Here is a 20,770-nt window from a genome sequence, read left to right as displayed (position 1 = left end):
GCGCGGCGGCCGGATGCGATGGTGCTTGACCTGCCGCAAGTCCGCATCGCGCGCCAAACTCGACCATTCGAGCATGGCCACTTCCCGTCCCGCCGCCCCGGAGCCGCAAGCCGCGGCCCTCGACCTGCCGCTGAAGACGGCGATCGCTCGCCTGGCGAACGGCGTCTCGCCCGCTTCCCTGGGGCTCGCGCACTTCGACTGGCTGCTGCACCTGGCCGTGTCGCCGTCGAAGCAGGCGGAACTGGCCTCGAGTGCGCTGCGCAAGAACCTGCTCTGGTGGCAGTACCTGGGCGCCTGCGCACGCGGGCAGGGCGCCAGCTGCGTTGCGCCCGTCGCCGACGACAGGCGTTTCAGCCGCCCCGAGTGGCAGGCGCCGCCCTTCGGCGCCCTGGCGCAGGGCTTCCTCCTCGCGCAGCAGTGGTGGGAGGAAGCCACGCATGGCGTGCGCGGCGTGTCGCGCCACCACGAGCAGGTCGCCGCGTTCACGGTGCGGCAGTGGCTGGACATGCTCTCGCCCTCCAACGTGCCCTGGCTGAACCCGCAGGTCCTGCGCCAGGCCGCCGCGAGCGGCGGCCTCAACTTCGCGCAGGGCATCGCCAACTGGGCACGCGACGCCATGGCCGTGGCCACCGACGGCCGGCCGCGCGGCGTGGAGGCGTTCCGTCCGGGCGAGGGCGTGGCGCTCACGCCGGGCCGCGTCGTGCACCGCAACCGCCTCTGCGAGCTGATCCAGTACGAACCCACGACGCCCAAGGTGGCCCGCGAGCCGGTGCTGCTGGTGCCGTCCTGGATCATGAAGTTCTACATCCTGGACCTCACGCCGCAGGACTCGCTCGTGAAGTACCTGGTGGACCAGGGGCACACCGTGTTCGTCGTGTCCTGGCGCAATCCGCACACCGCCGACCGCGCGCTGACGCTGGACGACTACCTGGACCTCGGCGTGCTCGCATCGCTGGACCACGTGCGGTCCGCGTGCGGCGACGTGCCGGTGCACGCGGCGGGGTATTGCCTGGGCGGCACGCTGCTCGCGATGGCCGCGGCGGTGCTCGGCGCGCGCAAGTCGCAGGTGTTGAAGACCGTCACGCTGCTGGCGGGACTCGTCGACTTCGAACAGCCGGGCGAACTGGGCCTGTTCATCGACGAGAGCCAGGTCGCCTTCCTCGAAGACCTCATGGCCGAACCTGGCTACCTGGACGGCCGCCGCATGGCGGGCGCCTTCCAGTTGCTCAATTCCAGGGACCTGGTGTGGTCCAAGCTGCTCCACGAGTACCTCATGGGCGCGCAGACGCCGATGACGGCCATGCGTGCGTGGAACGCGGACCAGACCCGCATGCCCGCGCGGATGCACAGCGAGTACCTGCGGCGGCTGTACCTGGACAACGAGCTGGCCGAGGGCGACTACCCCGTGCACGGCCAGGCCGTGAACCTGCGCGCCATCCGCGTGCCCCTGTTCGTGCTGGCGACGGAGCGCGACCACGTCGCGCCCTGGCAGTCCGTGTACAAGGTGCTGCGGCTGGTCGGCGGGCCGACGCGCTTCGTGCTCGCCTCGGGCGGCCACAACGTGGGCATCGTGAGCCCGCCCGCAGGCCCTTCCGCGCACGCCGAAGCGAGCTACCGCTGGGCGGAACACGGCGTCGACGCGGCGCCGCCGGACCCGCTCGCGTGGCACGCGCGCGCGCGGCAGGAGGCGGGCTCGTGGTGGCCGTGCTGGGAGCAGTGGCTGCGCTCGCACGGCTCGGGCGAAGTCGCGGCACCCGCGGTGCCCCGGGTGCGCATGGCCGGCGCGGTGGTGGCCGCGCCGGGAAGCTACGTGTTCGAGGAGTGAGGCCGCGTCAGCGGCGCTGCAGGGACGGGCGCTCGTGGATCGCCTGGCAGGCGGTGCAGAAGCGCGTGGCGGGCAGGGCGCGCAGGCGGCGCTCGTCGACGGACTCGCCGCAGTCCTCGCACTGGCCGTAGGTCCCCTGGTCGACGCGGCGCAGGGCCGCGGCGATCTCCCCGAGTTCCGCGGCCGCATGCGCGTGCGCCACTTCGTCGACCATCGCGCGGGCGTCCTCGGCGGCGACGTCCTTGAAGTCGAGCACGTCGCCTGCCTGTTCTTCCTGCTTCGCGGCGCCGTTGGCGGCGGCCAGCATGGCCTGCAGTTCGGACTGGCGCTGGCGCAGTTGCGTCGCGAGTTGCCGGACGAGCACGGGAGAAGGAGCGATGAGGTTCATGGCAGGCCTGCGGTCAAGGGTTGCCTCATTCTGGGCAGGCGCCCGGGCGCCGCCTTGATCTGGCGCAAGTGTCGGTCACGCCCTGGGCCTAACCTGCCTGCATCCCCCCGCCGAAACCCCGATTGCCATGAGCGTCCGCCATCTCGACTCCCTGTTCGCCCCCCGTTCCGTCGCGGTGGTCGGCGTCTCCGCTTCGCCGGGCAACCTCGGCGCCATCGTGCTGCGCAACCTGCGCGCGGGCGGCTTCGCAGGGCCCGTCTGGGCGGTGAACCGGCGCGCGACCGAAGTGGACGGCGTGCCGGTGCTGGCCGGCGTCGACGCCTTGCCGGAAGCGCCCGAGCTCGCGGTACTCTGCACGCCGGCGGCGACGGTGCCCGGCCTCGTCGAAGCGCTGGGACGCAAGGGCACGCGCGCGGCGATCGTGCTCGGCGCCGGCATGCAGGCACCGGTGGAGCCGGGCGGCCCCACGCTGGAACAGGCGATGCTGGACGCGGCGCGGCCGCACCTGCTGCGCGTGCTGGGTCCGAACTGCATCGGTGCGCTGGTGCCCGGCATCGGGCTGAATGCCAGCTTCGCGCCGGGGCAGGCGCAGGCCGGCCAGCTCGCGTTCGTCACGCAATCGGGTGCGCTGGCCACCGCGATGCTGGACTGGGCGAACGCGCAGGGCATCGGCTTCTCGCATTTCGTCTCGCTCGGCGACAGCGCGGACGTGGACTTCGGCGACGTGCTGGACTACCTGGCGAGCGACAGCGGCACGCGCGCCATCCTGCTGTACGTGGAGTCGGTGAAGCACGCGCGCAAGTTCATGTCGGCGGCACGTGCCGCAGCCCGCAACAAGCCCCTGATCGTGGTCAAGGCGGGCCGCGCACCCGAAGGTGCGCGCGCGGCGGCCTCGCACACGCGCGCGCTGGCCGGCTCGGACGCCGTGTTCGACGCCGCGGTGCGGCGCGCGGGCATGGTGCGCGTCGACACGCTGGGAGCGCTGTTCGACGCGGCGCAGACCCTCGCACACGTGCGCCGCTGGCGCGGCGAGCGCCTGGCGATCATCACCAACGGGGGTGGCGCCGGCGTGCTGGCGGCCGACGCGCTCGCGCTCGGGGGCGGACAGCTGGCGAGCCTCGGCGAGGAAACCCTCGCGAAGCTGGACGCCGTGCTGCCCGCCAACTGGTCGCACGGCAACCCGGTGGACATCGTCGGCGACGCACCGGTGGAGCGCTACACGCAGGCCCTTTCCGTGCTGCTGCAGGCCGACGAGGTGGACGGCGTGCTCTTCATGCATGCGCCGACCGCCATCGTGCCGGCCGCGCGGATCGCGGAAGCCTGCGTGCCCCTGCTGCGCGATGCGCCCAGGCCGGTCCTGTCCAGCTGGCTCGGCGGGAGCAGCGTGGAGGAGGCCCGCGCGGCGTTTTCCGCCGCCGGCCTCGCGAGCTACACGACCCCCGAGCGTGCCGTGGATGGCTGGCTGCAGCTGGTGCAGTACCACCGCCACCAGGCCGCCTTGCTGCAATTGCCCGATGCGCAGGCGCGCCTGCCGGCCGTGGACGCGCGGGCGGCGCGCGAAGTGGTGCGCCAGGCCCTGGCGCGCGGCCGCGAGTGGCTCGACGAGACGGAAGCCCGCCAGGTGCTGGAAGCCTACGGCGTGCCGATGGTGCAGACCCGGCGCGCCCGCGACGTGGAGGAGGCCGTTGCGGCCGCCTCCGACATCGGCTACCCCGTGGCGCTGAAGATCCTGTCGCCGCAGGTGCTGCACAAGTCCGACGTCGGCGGCGTCGCGCTGCACCTCGGTTCCGGCGAGGAGGTCCGCGTCGCGGCCGTGCGCATGCGGCAGCGGGTCGCGCGCCTGAGCCCGCAGGCCTCCGTCACCGGCTTCACGGTGCAGGCGATGGCGCAGCGTCCCCGCGCGCACGAGCTGATCGTGGGCGTGGCCGAGGACGCCGTCTTCGGGCCGGTGCTCCTCTTCGGCGCGGGCGGCACGGCGGTCGAAGTCCGCAAGGACCGCGCCGTGGCGCTGCCGCCGCTGAACGAGGCGCTGGTGCGCGACCTCGTCGCCCGCACGCAGGTCGGGCCGCTGCTCGCCGGCTACCGGGGTGAACCGGGCGTGGACCAGGGTGCGCTCGTGCAGGCGGTGCTGCGCGTGTCGCAGATGGCCTGCGACCTCGCGGAGCTCGCGGAGCTGGACATCAACCCGCTGCTCGCCGACGCGCAGGGCGTGCTGGCACTCGACGCGCGCATCCGCCTGCGCCGCCCCGTCGCCGGCGAGGGCAGCCGGCTCGCGCTGCGCCCCTATCCCTCCGAGCTCGAACAGCCGCTGGTGCTCGGCGACCGCCGGCTCACGCTGCGGCCGATCCGGCCCGAGGACGGCACGCGGCTGCAGGCCTTCTATGCGGAGGCCACGCCGGCCGACATGCGCCTGCGCTTCTTCCTTGCGCGGCGGGAGGTGCCGCGCTCGGAGCTGGCGCGCTACTGCCAGATCGACTACGAGCGCGAGATGACGTTCGTCGCGCTCGACGGCGACCGCATCGCCGGCGAGGCGCGTGCCATCTGCGACCCGGACAACGAGGTGGCGGAGTTCGCGGTGCAGGTGGCATCGGACTGGCAGAAGCGCGGGCTCGGGCGCGCCCTGCTGGAAAAGCTGCTCGCGTACCTGCGTTCGCGCGGCACGCGCGCGGTGAAGGGCGAATGCCTGCAGGAGAACGGTGGCATGCTGGCACTGGCGCGATCGCTGGGCTTCACGACCCGGCCCACGCCCGAGGGCACCGTCTCGTTGCAGCTGCCGTTGCGGGCCGGCTGACGCGGCCGTCGCGGAGCGGCCTTCTTCTTGGGTCAGGTGCTCGCGCGCACGACGATCTCGAAGCCGAGGTCGATGCAGCGCTTCGTCACCGTCTCCCCGCGGATCAACTGCAGCAGCATGGCAGCGGCCTCGGCTCCGATCTCGGCGCGCGGCGTGCGCACGGTGGTGAGCGGCGGCACCATCTGGTCGCTGCCCGTGAGGTCGTTGAAGCCGGCGATCGCCACGCGCTGCGGCACCGGGACCCCCATGCGCAACGCACAGAGCAGCGCTCCCTGCGCCAGGTCGTCGTTGCAGAAGAAGATGGCGTCCACCGGCGGGACCTGGCCGACGATCTGCTCGAACAGCACGCCGCCCAGGGCGAGGGAAGAGGGCGCGGGGTTCAGCCACTCGAGCGTTGGGCCGTGCAGGCCCGCGTCGCGCATCGCGTCGCGCCAGCCTTCGAGGCGCTGCATCGTGCGCGGGTCGAGCTGCGCCGCCGCGAAGGCGATGCGCCTGCGCCCGCGGGCGAGCAGGTGCTGCGTCATGGCGTGGCCCGCATCCCGCTGCGACAGGCCCACGCTGTACACGCCTTCGGCGGAGGAGGTCTCCATGAGGTGCACGCAAGGCACGCCGCTGCCGGCGATCAGCTGCCGCGTGCGTTCGCTGCGGTCGAAGCCGCTGACGAGGATGCCGGCGGGGCGGTGCAGCAGCTGGCTGCGCAGCAGCTGCTCCTCCTCCTCGGCGTCGTAATGCGTGACACCGATCAGCGTCTGGTAACCGGCCCGCGCGAGCGTTCCCTGGGCGGCCTCGAGCAGGTCGACGAAGAGCGCGTTCGACAGCGCGGGCACGAGCAGCGCGACCTGCGTGCCGTGGCGCGAGGCGAGGGCGCGCGCCGCCGGATCCGGGACATAGCCGAGCCGCTCCACCGCCGCCTGCACGCGCGCGACGAGCTCCGGATCCACGGCCCGCTCGCCGCGCAAGGCGCGGGAGGCCGTGATCGGGCTGACCTGGGCGGCCTGGGCGACGTCGGCCAGCGTGACGCGGCCGGTGGCGCGGGAGCGGGGTGCTTTCTGCATGGATAAGGGAAAACCCGTACAGCAACCGTACGGATGCGGATTAGGATAGCGCTATCCAACAGGGTTTGACAAGGGTGCCTCGAAGCACCTTTTTCTTCGGATTATTCGGACAGCGCTATCCAGTGGGCAAGCGGATCGTGATCATGGGCGTGGCGGGCTGCGGCAAGTCGACCGTCGGCGCCGCCGTCGCCGCAGCGCAGCAGCTGCCGCTGGTGGAAGGCGACGATTTCCACAGCGCGGCGAGCCGGGCCAAGATGGCCGCCGGCATCCCGCTCACCGACACGGACCGGGCCCAGTGGCTGGTCACGCTCGGTGGCCAGCTCGCGGCGCACCCCGATGGCGTGGTGCTGACCTGCTCGGCGCTGAAGAAGGCCTACCGCGACCAGTTGCGGGCGGCGGCAACCGGCCTGCGCTTCGTGTTCCTGGAGATCGACCGCGAGAGCGCGCTGCAACGCGTGGGCAGCCGCGGCTCGCACTTCTTCTCCGCAAGCCTCGTCGACAGCCAGTTCGCGACGCTGGAGTCGCCCGTCGGCGAACCCGGCGTGCTGCGCGCCGACGCGCTCGCGCCGATCGAGCAGTTGCGGCAGGACGTCGCCGCCTGGCTGCAGGACAAGGACCCCGCATGAACCTCCCGCTCGCGCACGGGCGCTTCCAGCGCCTCACGCACTTCCTGATGGCGGCCTGCCTCGGCGTGATGGCCGTCGCCGTGTTCGTGAACGTGGTGCTGCGCTACGGCTTCGGCAGCGGCATCGCCGCGAGCGAGGAGCTCTCGCGCCTGCTGTTCGTCTGGATGGTGTTCCTGGGTGCCACCGCGGCCTACCCGGCGGGCGAGCACATGGCGTTCACCTCGCTCGTCGGCATGCTGCGCAACCGCCCGCACGCGATGGCCGCCATGACCGCGCTGATCCGGCTGCTCGTGATCCTCGGCTGCGTGCTGGTGGCCTGGGGCGCGTGGCAGCAGGTGATCGTCGGCATGGACAGCAAGTCGGTGGTGCTGGGTTATCCGGCGTCGCTGCTGCCGCTGCCGGCATTGCTGTGCGCCGTCGCCATCGCGGTGATGGCACTCGTCGAACTGGTGCGGCGCGATCCGCTGGACCTGGGCCACGCGGCGGAAGTGGAGTAAGCGATGTCCCCCGAAGCGCTCGCCTTCGTCGTCTTCACCGCCGGCATGCTGGTGCTAATGGGCATCGGCATGAACATGGCGCTCGCGCTCGTGCTCACGGGCGCCGGCATGGCGTACGTCCTGGGGTTCTGGGACACGCAGCTGCTCGCGCAGAACCTCGTCGCCGGCGTCGACAGCTTCCCGCTGCTGGCCGTGCCCTTCTTCATCCTCGCCGGCGAGCTGATGAACTCCGGCGGCATCAGCAGGCGCATCATCGACATGGCGCAGGCCTGGGTCGGCCACATCCGCGGCGGCCTGGGCTACGTGGCGATCGCCGCCGCGGTGCTGATGGCCAGCATGAGCGGCTCGGCGCTCGCCGACACGGCGGCGCTCGCGACCATCCTGCTGCCGATGATGAAGAAGCAGGGCTATCCGCTCGCGACCTCCGCGGGCCTGCTCGCGTCCGGCGGCATCATCGCGCCCATCATCCCGCCGTCGATGCCCTTCGTGATCTACGGCGTCACGACCAACACCTCCATCTCCGCGCTGTTCCTCTCCGGCATCGTGCCGGGGATCATCATGGGCGCCGGCCTGCTGGTGGCGTGGAAGCTCGTTCTGCGCAAGATCGACCTCCCGCAAGGGGAGCCGCTGCCGATGCGCGAGCGCCTGCGCGCAACGCTGCGTGCAGCCTGGGCCATGCTGATGCCCATCATCATCATCGGCGGCATGAAGACCGGCGTGTTCACGCCGACCGAGGCCGCCGTGGTGGCCGCGTTCTACGCGCTGGTGGTTGCGCTGTTCGTGCACCGCGAAATGCGCATCGTCGAGATCGGCCCGGTGCTGGTGCGCGCGGCCAAGACGACCGCCGTCGTGATGTTCCTGTGCGCCGGCGCGCAGGTCGCGAGCTACATGATCACGCTGGCGGACCTGCCCAACGTGCTCACCGGCTGGCTGGGCGGCCTCGTCGAGAGCCCGCGCCTGCTGATGACCGTGATGATGGTCGTGCTCGTGCTGATCGGCACCGCGCTGGACCTCACGCCGACCATCCTGATCTTCGGCCCGGTGATGCTGCCCATCGCCGTGAAGGCGGGCATCGACCCCGTCTACTTCGGCCTCATGTTCGTGCTCAATGGGGCGATCGGCCTGATCACGCCACCCGTGGGCACCGTGCTCAACGTGGTGGCGGGCGTCGGCCGGCTGCCGCTGCACCAGGTGATCAAGGGGGTGAACCCCTTCCTGGTCACCTATGTCCTGATCCTCGCGCTGTTCGTCGTCTTCCCGCAGCTGGTCACCGTGCCGGTCGCGTGGATGCGCTGAGGTGTTCCCCACGGTTTTCGTCCTTGCGAAAGAGAGACAACAAGTGAAGTTCGTGCGTCGCACCATCCTCGCCGCCGCCGCCACCGGCGCGCTGCTCGCGCCCCTGGCGGGCTTCGCGGCCGACATCAAGCCGCGCCTGATCCGCTTCGGCTACGGCCTGGTGGAGAACAGCAACCAGGGCCGCGCGGTCAAGTACTTCGCCGAGCAGGTGGAGAAGAACTCCCAGGGCAAGATGAAGGTCCGCGCGATCGGCGCGGCGGCCCTCGGCCCGGACACGCAGATGCAGCAGGCCCTGATCGGCGGCGCCCAGGAAATGATGGTGGGCTCCACGGCCACCCTGGTGGGCATCACCAAGGAAATGGCCCTCTGGGACACGCCCTTCCTGTTCAACAACGCCAAGGAAGCCGACGCGGTGCTGGATGGCCCGATCGGCCAGAAGGTGATGGACAAGCTGCAGCCCAAGGGCCTGGTCGGCCTGGCCTACTGGGAGAACGGCTTCCGCAACCTGACCAACAGCAAGCGCCCGGTGCAGAAGCTGGAAGACCTGGACGGCGTCAAGCTGCGCGTGATGCAGAACAACGTGTACCTCGAGTCCTTCAAGACCCTGGGCGCCAACGCCGTGCCGCTGCCGTTCTCGGAGCTGTTCAGCGCGCTCGAGACCAAGACGGTCGACGGCCAGGAGAACCCGTACAACACCATCCTGTCCTCCAAGTTCTACGAGGTGCAGAAGTACCTGACCGTGTCCAACCACGTGTACAGCCCGTGGATCGTGACGGTGTCCAAGAAGTGGTGGGACGGCCTGTCCAAGGACGAACAGAAGATCCTGAGCGACGCCGCCAAGGCCGCGCGCGACTTCGAGCGCAAGGACACCCGCGAGGAAGGCGCCAAGGCGCTGGCGGACCTGAAGGCCAAGGGCATGCAGGTCAACGAACTGCCGGCCGCGGAAGCCAACCGCATGCGCGAGAAGCTGTCCAAGGTGAACGCGACCATCGCCGCCGACGTGGGCCAGGATCTCTGGAAGGAGACCCAGGACGCGCTGGCGAAGCTGCGCAAGTAAGCCGTCCGCAGCACGCGAAAAAGCCGCCCCTCGGGGCGGCTTTTTTGCTGGGGACGCTCACCGGCGCTCGCTGCCGTTGCGGCTGCGGTCCGTCTGCGGCCGCCGGGGAGCGGCGCCGGTAGGACGCGGCCATGCATCAAGCGGGACTGCCACGGATGGGGTAGGCGCCGGGAACGCGCGGCGGACTCGTGGCGTCTAGGTCCGCACAACCACTGGAGATCCATCGCCATGCGCACCCGCACCCTTCTTGCCGGACTTCTCGCCGGCTCCCTCGTCCTGCCGCTCGCCGCCCAGCAAGGCCCCACCGACCCGCAGATCGCCCATATCGTGGTCACGGCCAACCAGGTCGACATCGATGCCGGCAAGCTCGCCCGGAAGAAGGGCTCTTCCAAGGACGTGCGCAGCTTCGGCCAGCAGATGGTCGACGACCACACGGCCGTCAACAAGTCCGCGACCGAGCTCGTGCAGAAGCTGAAGGTGAAGCCGGAAGCGAACGACACGAGCGCCAGCCTGAAGAAGGGCGGCGACGAGAACCTGGCCACGCTCGGCAAGCTGAAGGGCAAGGCGTTCGACAAGGCCTACGTGGACCACGAGGTCGCCTACCACCAGGCCGTGATCGACGCCGTGGACAAGACGCTCCTGCCATCGGCCCGCAACGAGGAGCTGAAGGCCCTGATCGCGAAGGTGCGCCCGGCGCTGGTGCACCACCTCGAGCACGCGAAGTCCCTGCAGGCGCAACTGAAGTGAAGAAGGCCGTCCTGGGAGCCGCCGCCGCGGCGTGGCTGGTCCCGGTGCTCGCGGCGGCGGGCACCCATGTCGTGACCATCGAGGGGATGGTGTTCCATCCCGCATCCATCGAGGTGAAGCCGGGCGACCAGGTCGTCTGGCGCAACAAGGACGTGGTGCCGCACACCGCCACGGCGAAAGGCGTCTTCGATTCGGGATCGATCGCCCCGGGGAAGAGCTGGACCTGGAAGGCGAAGGGGAAAGGCCGGCACGGCTACGTCTGCGTCTACCATCCCGGCATGATCGGCACGGTGAGCGTCCCATGAGCGCGGTCGCCAAGCACGTCGCCACCGACGAGGACCTGCTGCCGCGGCTGCGCGAGCGCGACGCCGCGGCCTTCGAGCTCCTGATGCGGCGCCACAACCGGCGCCTGTACCGCGTCGCGCGGTCGATGCTCGGGGACACGGCCGAAGCGGAGGACGCGGTGCAGGAGGCCTACCTCTCCGGCTTTCGCTCGCTCGCCGAATTCCGGGGCGACGCGTCGCTCGCCACGTGGCTCTCGCGCATCGTCGTGAACGAGTGCATGACCCGCCTGCGCCGCCAGGCGCGGCGCGACAACATCGTGCCCATCGTCGCCTCGGATGCGTGGACCACCGAGGACGGCGAATTGCCGCAGGAGGACGCGACGGCAGCGCGCGTGGAGCCGCCGGACCGGCTGCTGTGGCGCGCCGAGATGCGGGCGCTGCTCGAACGCCGCATCGACCAGCTGCCCGGGCCCTACCGGGTCGTCTTCGTGATGCGCGCGGTGGAGGAGCTGAGCGTCGAGGAGACCGCGCAGGCGCTCGGCATCGCCGAGGCGACGGTGCGCACGCGCCTGTTCCGCGCCCGCAGCTTCCTGCGGGAAGCGATCGCGCAGGACCTGGACATGGCGCAGGGCGACGTGTTCGACTTCGACGGCGAACGCTGCGACCGGATCGTCGCGCGGGTGCTGCAAGGGCTCAGCCTGCCGGCATCCTGAACTCGTAGCGGCCGTCGTCGTGCGAGAGGAGCACGAGGGCGGCGGTGGTCTTGCACACCCAGGTCTGCTGCAGGTGCTGCCGCGGCAGCGCCAGCGCCTGCACGTCGAAGACGACCTGGCAGAGGCCGCCTTCGCGCCGCGCGCTCTCGTAGCGGATCGCCTGCACGGGCGGCTCCAGCGCGCGCGCGGCCGCGGCGAGTTGCTGGCACGCAGCGTAGTCGTCCGGGTGGCGCCACTGCTCGCGGTGCTGCGCCCAAGGCGCCTGCGTGAGGTCCAGCTCGCGGCCCGCGAAGCGTGCCCGGAAGAAGGTGTGCTCGGTGACGAGTTGCGTCTCGCGCAGCCCGTCGGAATCCATGAAGAAGGTCCAGCGCCAGTGCGCGAGTTCCGCCGCCACGGTGGCAGGTTCGTCCGCGCCGTACCAGGCACCGGGCTCGTGCGGCCGCCGGAAGCGCGAGGGCCATGGCGACGCATACCGGAACGGCGTGAAGAGGAGGTAGTCGCGCGTGCGGGCGCCGGGCGGCAGCGGCGGCTTGCTGGCTTCGAGCAGTTGCTCCAGCAGCTCCTGCTCGGCGAGGTTGTCCACCAGGCGCATCGTGGCCACCCGGTGCTGCGCTTCCACCCCGCGCCAGAGCTCGCGCTGCGCTGCGGCCGCACCCGCGAGCCACTCCTGCTGCCAGGGCATCAGACCATGGCCCGCGCGCCGTCGAGGTAGTGCACGACGCGGGCGAGGCCTTCGGCCCGCTGGATCGCGTCCTTCGGCGCCTCGTTGAACGCGCGGTTGAAGCTGGTCATCCAGGCGCGGCGCTGCGGCTCGCTGTTGCCCACGAGCGCATCGAGGGAGCGGTACACGCGCACGACGAGCGCCGCGAGTTCGGCCGGCTTGGTGCCGACTTCGAGGACGCGCTCGCCCTTGGCCATGCGGGAGACGTGCGCTTCGCTCACGCCCACGACCCGCGCGAGGGTGGCGTTGTTGAGGCCCAGGAGTTCGGCGGCGCGCAAGGTGGCCTTGGTCAGCACGGCGGAGGCGGCGTCGGCCGAAGGCGCTGCGTCCTGCGGCGCGGCGGTGCGCTTGCGAAGCCCGGCCATGGCGACCTCCTTTCTTGCTGCAGCAATAATAGACTAAATCTCTTTCTGCAGCAAGGCGCGCGGCTGGAGGCGCACCGGCTGGGCCGCGCGGGCGCGCAACTGGCCGCAGCCGCCGTCGACGTCCTGCGCCGCCGACTGACGCAGCTTGGTCAGGATGCCGCGGCGGTGCAGCGTGCGCGCGATCTCCGCCGCGCGCTCCCAGGAAGGACGCCGGAAATCGAGGCCGTCGACCTTGTTGAACGGGATCATGTTCAGCACCCCGTACCGCCCGGAGAGCAGCTCCACGATGCCTTCGATCTCGTCCGGCCCGTCGTTCACGCCTTCGAGCAGCGTCCACTGGTACTGGATCGGATAGCCGGTGGCGCGCGCGTAGCGTTCGCCGGCCTCCACCAGTTCCTCGGGAGACATCCGCGGCGCCCGCGGCAGCAGCTGCTCGCGCAGGTCCTTCTTCGTGGTGTGCAGGGACAGCGCCAGCGCAGGCTTGACCGGGCCTTGCGGCAGCCGCTCGAACACGCGCGGGTCGCCGACCGTGGAGAACACCAGGTTCTTGTGGCCGATGTTGCCGGCGGTGCCCAGGAGCTCGATCGCTTCCACCACGTTGTCCAGGTTGTGCGCCGGCTCGCCCATCCCCATGAAGACGACCTTCTTGACCGGCCGCCGCGTGCGCGCGAGCGCGACCTGCGCGACCATCTCGGCGCTCCCGAGCTGGCGGACCAGTCCCTCGCGGCCCGTCATGCAGAACACGCACTTCACCGCGCAGCCGACCTGCGAGGAGATGCACAGGCCGTCGCGCGGCAGCAGCACGCTCTCCACGGCCTGGCCGTCGGCCAGTTCCACCAGCAGCCGCTCGGACCCGTCCTCCGCCGGGTGCACCGACTGCAGGCGGGCGAGCGCGGCGAGGTCGGCCTCGATCTCCGGCAGGGCGGCCAGCAGCGTCGCCGGCAGGAAGTGCTCCGGCCGCCGCTTGCCGCTGGACTGGGGCAGGGCGTTGGACCACAGTCGCAGCACGCGGTAGGCGTGGCCGGGGCCGGCGCCGGCGGCGCGCAGCCGTTCGCGGATCTGCGCGACCTGCATCAGGAAGGATTCAGCTCGCGCGCCAGGTCCACGAAGAACGCCAGGCTCGCGGGGTTGGCCATCGCGTCGGGGCTCGCCACCTTGTCGGGGGCGGCGCCCAGCAGCAGCTTGCGCACGGGCACTTCCATCTTCTTGCCGGTGAGCGTGCGCGGGACTTCGGCGATCGCGTACGCCTCGTCCGGCACGTGGCGAGCCGAGGCCTTGGTGCGGATGCGGTCGAAGATCTTCTTCTTCAGCGCGTCGTCCAGGGCATGCCCCGGCTGCAGCACCACGAAGAGCGCGAGGAAGGACGGGCGTCCCAGGTACTCGAGATCCACCACCAGGCTGTCGCGGACTTCGGGCAGCTCCTCCACCACGCGGTAGATCTCCGCCGTGCCCATGCGGATGCCGAAGCGGTTGATCGTGCTGTCGGAGCGGCCGTAGATCACCGCCGTGCCCCGCTCGGTGAAGCGGATCCAGTCGCCGTGGCGCCAGACGCCCGGGAAGGTTTCGAAGTAGCTCTCCCGGTAGCGCCGGCCTTCCGGGTCGTTCCAGAAGAAGAGGGGCATGGAAGGCATCGGCTGCGTCACGACCAGCTCGCCGACTTCGTCGACCACCGGCTGGCCCGCCTCGTTGAAGGCGTACGCCGCCACGCCGAGTTCGCGGCACTGGATCTCGCCGGCCGTCACCGGCAGCGAAGGCGCGCAGGCGACGAAGCCCGAGGCGATGTCCGTGCCGCCGCTGATGGAGGCGAGCCACAGGTCCGGCTTCACGGCGTCGTACACCCAGAGATAGGCCTCGATGGGCAGCGGCGAGCCGGTGGAGTTGATGGCGCGCAGCTGGTCGAAGCGCGCGAACTCCCGCGGCCGCAGGCCTTCCTTCATGCAGTTGATCAGGTACGCCGCGCCGCAACCGAGGAGGGTGACGCCTTGCTGGTCGACGAAGCGCCAGAGCGCCTGCGTATCGGGCCAGGCCGGGTTGCCGTCGTACAGGACGACCGTGGCGCCCACGAGCAGCGCGCCCACCTGCAGGTTCCACACGATCCAGCCGGTGCTGCCCAGGAACATCATGCGGTCGCCGGGACGCACGTCGTGCTGGAAGGCCATCGTCTTGAGGTGCGTGAGCACGATGCCGCCGTGCCCGTGGACCATCGCCTTGGGCAGGCCGGTGGTGCCGGAGGAGTAGACGATCCACAGCGGATGGTCGAACGGCAGGCGCTCGCAGCGCAGCGCGGCGGGCCTGGCGATCGCATCCTGCCACGGCAGGCGGTCGCGCCAGGTCACGGGGCGGCTGGCGGCCAGCGGCCCCGGCACGTGCACCACGTGCTGCACGCCGGGCAGCTCGCGCAGCAGCTCGGTCACCACGGCTTCCCGGTCGTGGGTCTTGCCGTTGTACCGGTAGCTGTCGGAGGCGAGCAGCAGTCTCGGCTCGATCTGCTTCAGGCGGTCCAGCACGACCGACGGGCCCATGTCCGTCGCGCAGCTGGACCAGATCGCGCCGATGCTGGCGCAGGCCAGGAAGGCGACGACGGTCTCCGGATGGTTGGGAAGGTAGGCAGCGACGCGGTCGCCGGCCTGGATGCCGAGCGAGCGCAGCGTCGCGGCCAGTGCGCCCACCTGGTCCTCCAGCGTGCGCCACGACACCTCGCGGACCCCGGTTTCGTCACGGGCGACGATCGCCGGCCGGTCTCCCGTGGCATTGCGGAAGACGTGCTCGGCGTAGTTCAGGCGCGCGTTCGGGAACCACTTCGCGCCCGGCATCTGCCGCGTGCCCAGAACCGGCTCCGGCGAACCGTCCGCCTGCACGTCGAAGAAGTCCCAGACGGTGCGCCAGAACGTGTCGAGTTCGTCGACGGACCACTGCCAGTATTTTTCGTAAGCCGAAAGTTCCAGCCCGCGATGGGCCTGCAACCAACGCTGGTAATCCGCCAGCCGCGAGGCGGCGACCCGATCAGCCGAAGGGGCCCACAGCACGGCGCCTTCGCTTGGAGAAGTTGAAGTCACGCCGCGATTATCGGCGCGCTCCCCCGGTCCGTCCGCCGGGCCGCCGACGCACCAGCGAAGAGCAGCGCGCGCCCGGTTGCAACCAGACGTTGAAACTGTCATTGAACTGAGACAAGCGTGAGGATAGGATCGCGGCTCGCACGCGGGAGATACCGGCAGCAGCCGGAGCCCGGGAGCCCGTGCCTACACGAACAACAAGCCCGCCGGGTTTCCCGCCGGCGCTGCCACTCCACGTGAGCCGCGCCGCGCGGTCCGTGACGGGCGATCCGTGCACGGAGGTTCCGTATGCGTCGGTCGTGGTCCCTCACGGGTGCCCTGCGCCAGGTCGGCGCGCGGGCGCTGTCCCTCTCCCGCATCTTCCACGCGCGCAAGCAGCGCACACACGCCGCGCGCGCGCGGCCCCCCTTCCGCCGCAAGGTGCTGTTCGAGATGCTCGAACAGCGCCTGCTGATGTCCGGCGACCCCCTCGTCGCGGCGCAGGACGGCATCCTCACCGCGAGCCTCACCGACGGGGCCGACACCCTGGTGGTGACGCAGGTCGGCACCTCCGCGGGCGGCGGCGTCATCGTGGACCTCACGGTGGGCGGCGTCACCAACCGGTGGGGCGATGACAGCGCAGGCCTTTCGACCATCGTGGTCCGGGGCGGGGAAGGGGACGACAGCTTCCGCTTCGTCGACGTGACCGCAGGGGTCGACCTGCTGGGCGGCGGCGGCACCGACGCCCTGGAGTGGGACAACGGCGACGCGACCTGGACGGTGAACGCCGCAGGCGCCGGCCTGGTGGGCACGGCGGGCTTCGGCGAAATCGAGAACCTGCAGGGCGCGGACGGCAACCAGGACCACTTCGTGGTCTCGGCGGCCGGCAGCATCGCCGGCACCATCAGCGGCGGCGAGGGCGGCCACGACACGCTGACGCTGGACGGCGGCAGCTTCGGCACGGTCCGTTACAGCGCGTGGGGCCCGCTTGCGGGCGAGATCCAGCGCGGCGGCGACGTGCTGCGTTACACCGGCCTGGAGCCCATCGTCGACAACACGACGGCGGCGCAGCGCATCTTCGAGCTGACCGCAGGCGACGATCCCGATGCGCTGCTGGCGGCGGGTGGCGCCGGACGCCTGGTGCTCTCCGGGTCCACCTTTGAAAGCATCGACTTCCTGTTGCCGGCGAGTTCGCTGACCATCGAGGGCGGCGACGGCGCCGACGGGATCACGCTCGGCACGCTGGAACTGGGCGGCACGGATCTCACCGTGCGGGTGGAATCCATCCACGTTCCCACCACATCGCGCGTGGCCACCAGCGGCAACGTGAGCTTGCGGGCAGAAGCGTCCGCGGAAACCATCGGCAGCGCCAGCCCGGACGCGATCGAATTCGGTGCCCAGGTGCTGGTCGAAGGCGAGATGGAAGTGGGCGGCGCGCTGGTGCTCGAGGCGGTCGTCGACAACACGGTCACGCTGGCGGCCTCCGGCAGCAACCTGCAGGTGGAGTCCAGCACCGAGGCGGTGGCGCGCATCGCCGGCACCGCGCACGTGACGGCTGGCACGCTCACGGTGTCTTCGCTCTCGCAGACGAACGTCACCGTCACCGTGACGGATGCACCCGGCGGCACGAGCGGCGTCGGTTCCCCCACCAAGGATTCGTCCCGCCCCGAGGTCACGCTGCTGACGCAGGACGGCCCGGCGAAGTTCTACCTGTGGGGCAAGGACACGCTGGACTATTCCAAGGCGACCTACGTGGTCGTCCACGGCTGGATGGGCGACCTGGACACCAGCTACTACGACCTGATCAATGCCGCGCAGGAAGTCGATCCGGAAGCCAATGTCGTCTTCGTCGACTGGGGCGAGTGGGCGAAGAACCCCATCTATCCGGAGGCCGCGGACGACACCTACGCCGTTGGCGGCCTGCTGGCCAACTTCCTGGCGACGCGTCCCTTCGACCCCCAGGACGTCACCCTGATCGGGCACAGCCTCGGCGGGCAGGTGAGCGGGGTCGCGGGCGGCCGCTACCAGGACCTCACCGGCAACGCGCTGGCGCGCATCTATGCGCTGGACCCGGCCGGCCCGAATTTCGAGGAGACCCTCGGCATCCCCGCGAAGGCGCTGGACCACCGGCTCGACATGGGCGACGCCGACCGCGTCGTCGTGCTGCACACCACGACCACGCTGGGCTTCGACGGCCCCGCCGGCCACCTGGACCTGTACGTCAACCCCGACTCGCCGACGCAGCCGGGGGCGGGGCACCTTGCCGCCAACCACAGCTACTCCAAGACGCTGATGGCGCAGCTGCTGCGCGGCGAGACGTTCGGCGAGGAGAGCACGAACCTGGTGGGCGAGGACCTGTCGTACGCGGACTTCCTCGACGCGTCCCTGGCCGGCAGCGCCGACGTGGAGACGATCTCCACCCCGCTGGTGGTCGTGACGCTCGCCAGCATCGACGGCGGCGCGCACGTGGTGACGGGAACGGAGCCCATTTCCGGCTCCGAATCCGCCAGCCTGCTCGTGCAGGCGCACGACGAGGTCTCCATCACGCTGGACGTCACGACGGCATCGCTTGCCGGCCTCTCGGCGGACGACTACGTGGAAGGCCTCCTCGGCCTGGACCGCGACACCACGGCCTCCATCGGCGACGCTTTGCAACGCGCAGACGTGCAGGGCGGAATCGTGAAGGTCGGTGCGGCGAACAGCGGCTCGATCGCCACCCGCGTAGCCTCGGGCCTGCTGGAGTTCCGCGCGACCACCTTCGTCCGCGACGATGTCGCGGCCTCGGTGACCAACGCCGACCTCGACGTGACGGGACTGGAGGTCCGCGCCGTCAATACCTCGGCGTATGCCAGCGAAGCCGAGGAGAACGGCACGACCGCGCGCGGCGAGGTGCGTGCCGCGATCGACGACAGCACGGTCACCGCCGACGCGGGCGGCATCACGGTGGAGGCCGAGGATGCTTCCAGCTACGTCGCCCGCTCGCTGGGCGAGGGCGACCGCAGCAGCTACAACGACGTCCGCAAGGACGTGGCCGCGACGGCGACCGCCTCGACGCTGGCCTCCGACGGCGGCAGCATCGTCCTCAGCGCCGACAACACGACCTCGGTCACGGCGCTGTCGACGCTCAGTGCGACGAGCCCGGTGTTCGGCGCGGCGAACGTGTCGGCGATCAACGTCGTGAACGGCTCGGTGATCGCCTCCGTCGAGGACTCGTCGCTGGGCACCACCGGTGCAGGCAGCGTGTCGGTCACGGCGGTCAACGCCGCCAGCATCGATTCGCGCGTGGTGGCCGACGCGACGGCCGCCTCGCTGGCCGTTCCCGTCCCCACGCCCGCGCTCGCCTTCGGCTCCGCTGCCGCCTACAACGCAGTCGGCTGGAGCATGTACGACGTGCTCGCGGCCACGGTGGAAGACCTGCTCGGCGACCCCGCCAAGGACTGGATCGAGAACCTCGTGCCCTTCGGCGTCGCCACGCCCATGGAGGCGCGCGCCTTCCTGCAGGGAACGACGGTGCTGGCTGCCGGCGCATTGACCGTGCGGGCGCAGAACGCCGCGCAGGTCAACGCCACGGTGAGCAACGCGGCCCAGAGCACCGCGTCCTCGCTTTTCGGCACCTTCGGCGGTGCGGGCGGCGGCGTGCTGGCCAGCAACAAGGTGGCCAGCGGCGCCGAGGCCTACGCGCAGGACGTGGACCTCACGGCTGGCGGCGCCCTCGCCGTGCAGGCCTCGGACGACGCCGGCATCTATTCCAACAGCAAGTTCGTCGCGAGTTCCATCACCACCAACGACGGCGGCCTGCGCACGGCCGACCAGCTCGCGGGACTGCTGCTGGACTCGGACCATGCGAGCACCGACGGCGTGCAGGACGTGGCCTTCGGCGACACCGTGTACGTGGCCGACGGCTACGCCGTGCCCACGCGCAGCTCGGACCACGGCTTGCAGTCGGTGGGTACCGGGACGATCGTGGGCGTGGCCGGCGACTACCTGGATGCCGACTACGACAGCGAGTACGGGAACCGCGCGCTGGTCGCGGGGGACAAGGTGCAGGTGCTGGACGGCTACGCCAACGGCGGCGAGGCTGGCGCGGTGTACGTGTACACCGGCGCGGGCGGCGTGCGCGACCTCTCTGCGCAGGACTACTCCACCGGCCCGTGGGTGAAGATCGGCGGCGAGGCCGGGGCGAGCTACCGCTACGTCGGCGGAGCCGGCACGCGCGACCTCGGCGTGCAGGATTACGGCGACACCGCGCTGTGGCGCAAGATCGCCGGCACGTCCGGCAGCGTCTACGAGTACATGGGCACGGCCGCCTCCGGCGCCGGCCTGGACCTCGGCGTGCAGGACTACAGCGACCAGGGCTTCTGGAAGGAAGTGCCGGAGACGCAGTACATCCCGCAGGGCATCAACTTCACGCAGTCCGGCTCGGTCGCCCTCGGCGGCATGGTGGTGCTCAACGACGTGCGGGCCTCGGTCCGGGCGCGCATCGAGAATGCAATCGTCGAGGCGGCATCGCTCTCGGTCGAAGCCGTGGAGAACGCGGTCATCCGCGCGAAGGCGGACAACAGCACGTCGTCCTCCGGCGGCAGCACGTTCACGGGGCAGGGCACCTCGCTCGCCGTGAACGGCACCATTGCCAGCAACATGATCCTGAGCGCCGCCGATGCGCACGTGGCGGACAGCGAGGTCACGGTCACCGGCGGCGACGCGAGCATCACCGCTGCCAACACCTCCGACATCCAGGCGACGACCCTGAGCGCCGCCACGTCCGGCGCGAACGCGGTGGGCGTGCTGCTGGCCTTCAACACCATCGGCTGGCAGCCCTCGGGGGTCCTCTTCAGCTCGGTGGACGCCCTGGTGGGCGATCCGCTGATCGCGAATGCGCTGGCCGCGTCGCAACCGGCCAGCGTGACGGCTCATGCGCTGGACACGACGTTCGACGTGGACGGCGCGCTGGAGCTCACGGCCGCGTCCTCGGCGCAGGTGAGCGCCAGGGTCGGCAACGAGGCGACGTCCGCGCCGAGCGCGTTCCTGGGTGCCGGTGGGATGAGCGCCGCCTTCGTGCTCTCCAGCAACATGGTGAACAGCACGGCCGAGGCGTACATCGACTTCACCACCGCGGGGCCGGGCAACACGGTGCAGGCCGGATCCGTGTCGGTGCATGCCGAGGATTCCGCTGGCATCGCAGCGGAATCGAACCTGCTGTCGGCCGTGGCGCCGACGAACGACGCCGGCGCAGGGCTGATCAACAACCTCGCGGGCGTGCTGCTGGACGACTACCAGTACACGAGCAACTCCGGCGTGGTGGACGTCACCTTCGGCCAGCGCGTGCGGGTGGCCGACGACTTCGCCGATGCGGACCGGGCCGGCAAGGTGTAT

Annotated in this window: 16 protein-coding genes; 10 read left to right on the top strand and 6 right to left on the bottom strand. The window is 70.9% G+C overall.

Annotated features, from left to right (window positions below; genetic code table 11):
• Positions 1 to 73 precede the first annotated feature (73 nt).
• A complete protein-coding gene (locus H8N03_RS10990; RefSeq protein ID WP_187076225.1) occupies positions 74 to 1,825 on the top strand; it encodes a PHA/PHB synthase family protein in 1,752 nt (583 codons plus the stop codon).
• Between the two features lie 7 nt (positions 1,826 to 1,832).
• On the opposite strand, the gene H8N03_RS10985 is transcribed toward H8N03_RS10990, so the two are convergent.
• Positions 1,833 to 2,213: a TraR/DksA family transcriptional regulator gene (locus H8N03_RS10985; protein ID WP_187076224.1), complete on the bottom strand. Its 381-nt coding sequence runs from the start codon at positions 2,211 to 2,213 to the stop codon at positions 1,833 to 1,835.
• Between the two features lie 127 nt (positions 2,214 to 2,340).
• Here H8N03_RS10985 and H8N03_RS10980 point away from each other — a divergent pair, with 127 nt between their 5' ends.
• On the top strand, positions 2,341 to 5,004 hold the full coding sequence (locus H8N03_RS10980) for a bifunctional acetate--CoA ligase family protein/GNAT family N-acetyltransferase (RefSeq protein ID WP_187076223.1): 2,664 nt from the start codon (positions 2,341 to 2,343) through the stop codon (positions 5,002 to 5,004).
• 32 nt (positions 5,005 to 5,036) lie between these two features.
• On the opposite strand, the gene gntR is transcribed toward H8N03_RS10980, so the two are convergent.
• Positions 5,037 to 6,059, bottom strand: coding sequence for an HTH-type transcriptional regulator GntR (gene gntR, locus H8N03_RS10975; RefSeq protein WP_187076222.1), 1,023 nt, complete (start codon positions 6,057 to 6,059; stop codon positions 5,037 to 5,039).
• 143 nt (positions 6,060 to 6,202) lie between these two features.
• Between gntR and H8N03_RS10970 the strand changes: the two genes are divergently transcribed.
• The 7 genes from H8N03_RS10970 to H8N03_RS10940 all read left to right on the top strand — a co-directional run bounded on the left by H8N03_RS10970 (position 6,203) and on the right by H8N03_RS10940 (position 11,279).
• Positions 6,203 to 6,685, top strand: a complete 483-nt coding sequence (locus H8N03_RS10970; protein ID WP_187076535.1) for a gluconokinase — start codon at positions 6,203 to 6,205, stop codon at positions 6,683 to 6,685.
• The gene (locus H8N03_RS10965) at positions 6,682 to 7,182 is read left to right on the top strand and encodes a TRAP transporter small permease subunit (RefSeq protein ID WP_187076221.1); all 501 of its coding nucleotides are present in this window, start codon (positions 6,682 to 6,684) and stop codon (positions 7,180 to 7,182) included. The genes H8N03_RS10970 and H8N03_RS10965 overlap by 4 nt, the downstream gene beginning before the upstream one ends.
• A gap of 3 nt (positions 7,183 to 7,185) precedes the next feature.
• Complete coding sequence (locus H8N03_RS10960) at positions 7,186 to 8,478, top strand: TRAP transporter large permease (protein WP_187076220.1); 1,293 nt, start codon at positions 7,186 to 7,188, stop codon at positions 8,476 to 8,478.
• 43 nt (positions 8,479 to 8,521) lie between these two features.
• On the top strand, positions 8,522 to 9,535 hold the full coding sequence (locus tag H8N03_RS10955) for a TRAP transporter substrate-binding protein (protein ID WP_187076219.1): 1,014 nt from the start codon (positions 8,522 to 8,524) through the stop codon (positions 9,533 to 9,535).
• 228 nt (positions 9,536 to 9,763) lie between these two features.
• Entirely contained in the window at positions 9,764 to 10,282 is a 519-nt protein-coding gene (locus H8N03_RS10950; RefSeq protein ID WP_187076218.1) for a DUF4142 domain-containing protein, read from the top strand.
• On the top strand, positions 10,279 to 10,587 hold the full coding sequence (locus H8N03_RS10945) for a cupredoxin domain-containing protein (protein ID WP_354005104.1): 309 nt from the start codon (positions 10,279 to 10,281) through the stop codon (positions 10,585 to 10,587). The genes H8N03_RS10950 and H8N03_RS10945 overlap by 4 nt, the downstream gene beginning before the upstream one ends.
• Positions 10,584 to 11,279 (top strand): RNA polymerase sigma factor, encoded by a 696-nt coding sequence (locus H8N03_RS10940; RefSeq protein ID WP_187076217.1) that lies wholly within the window; start codon positions 10,584 to 10,586, stop codon positions 11,277 to 11,279. Before H8N03_RS10945 ends, H8N03_RS10940 begins: the two co-directional genes overlap by 4 nt.
• On the opposite strand, the gene H8N03_RS10935 is transcribed toward H8N03_RS10940, so the two are convergent.
• Genes H8N03_RS10935 through H8N03_RS10920 form a run of 4 tightly spaced genes read right to left on the bottom strand, consistent with a single transcriptional unit; the run spans position 11,260 to position 15,421 of the window.
• Positions 11,260 to 11,961, bottom strand: coding sequence for an RES family NAD+ phosphorylase (locus H8N03_RS10935; protein WP_187076216.1), 702 nt, complete (start codon positions 11,959 to 11,961; stop codon positions 11,260 to 11,262). The two genes, H8N03_RS10940 and H8N03_RS10935, sit on opposite strands and share 20 nt — an antisense overlap.
• Positions 11,961 to 12,365 (bottom strand): MbcA/ParS/Xre antitoxin family protein, encoded by a 405-nt coding sequence (locus tag H8N03_RS10930; protein ID WP_187076215.1) that lies wholly within the window; start codon positions 12,363 to 12,365, stop codon positions 11,961 to 11,963. The genes H8N03_RS10935 and H8N03_RS10930 overlap by 1 nt, the downstream gene beginning before the upstream one ends.
• 33 nt (positions 12,366 to 12,398) lie before the next feature.
• A complete protein-coding gene (locus H8N03_RS10925) occupies positions 12,399 to 13,439 on the bottom strand; it encodes an RNA methyltransferase (RefSeq protein ID WP_187076214.1) in 1,041 nt (346 codons plus the stop codon).
• Positions 13,439 to 15,421 (bottom strand): acetoacetate--CoA ligase, encoded by a 1,983-nt coding sequence (locus tag H8N03_RS10920; protein WP_435531662.1) that lies wholly within the window; start codon positions 15,419 to 15,421, stop codon positions 13,439 to 13,441. Before H8N03_RS10920 ends, H8N03_RS10925 begins: the two co-directional genes overlap by 1 nt.
• Positions 15,422 to 15,706: 285 nt before the next feature.
• Between H8N03_RS10920 and H8N03_RS10915 the strand changes: the two genes are divergently transcribed.
• A partial coding sequence (locus tag H8N03_RS10915; RefSeq protein ID WP_187076212.1) for an LEPR-XLL domain-containing protein occupies positions 15,707 to 20,770 on the top strand: 5,064 nt, incomplete at its 3' end.

Origin of the sequence: Ramlibacter cellulosilyticus (assembly GCF_014297465.1) — a bacterium.
GTDB lineage: Bacteria > Pseudomonadota > Gammaproteobacteria > Burkholderiales > Burkholderiaceae_C > Ramlibacter > Ramlibacter cellulosilyticus.
The sequence above is the reverse complement of the archived record's forward strand: the minus strand, read 5'-3'. Positions and strand labels throughout refer to the sequence as shown.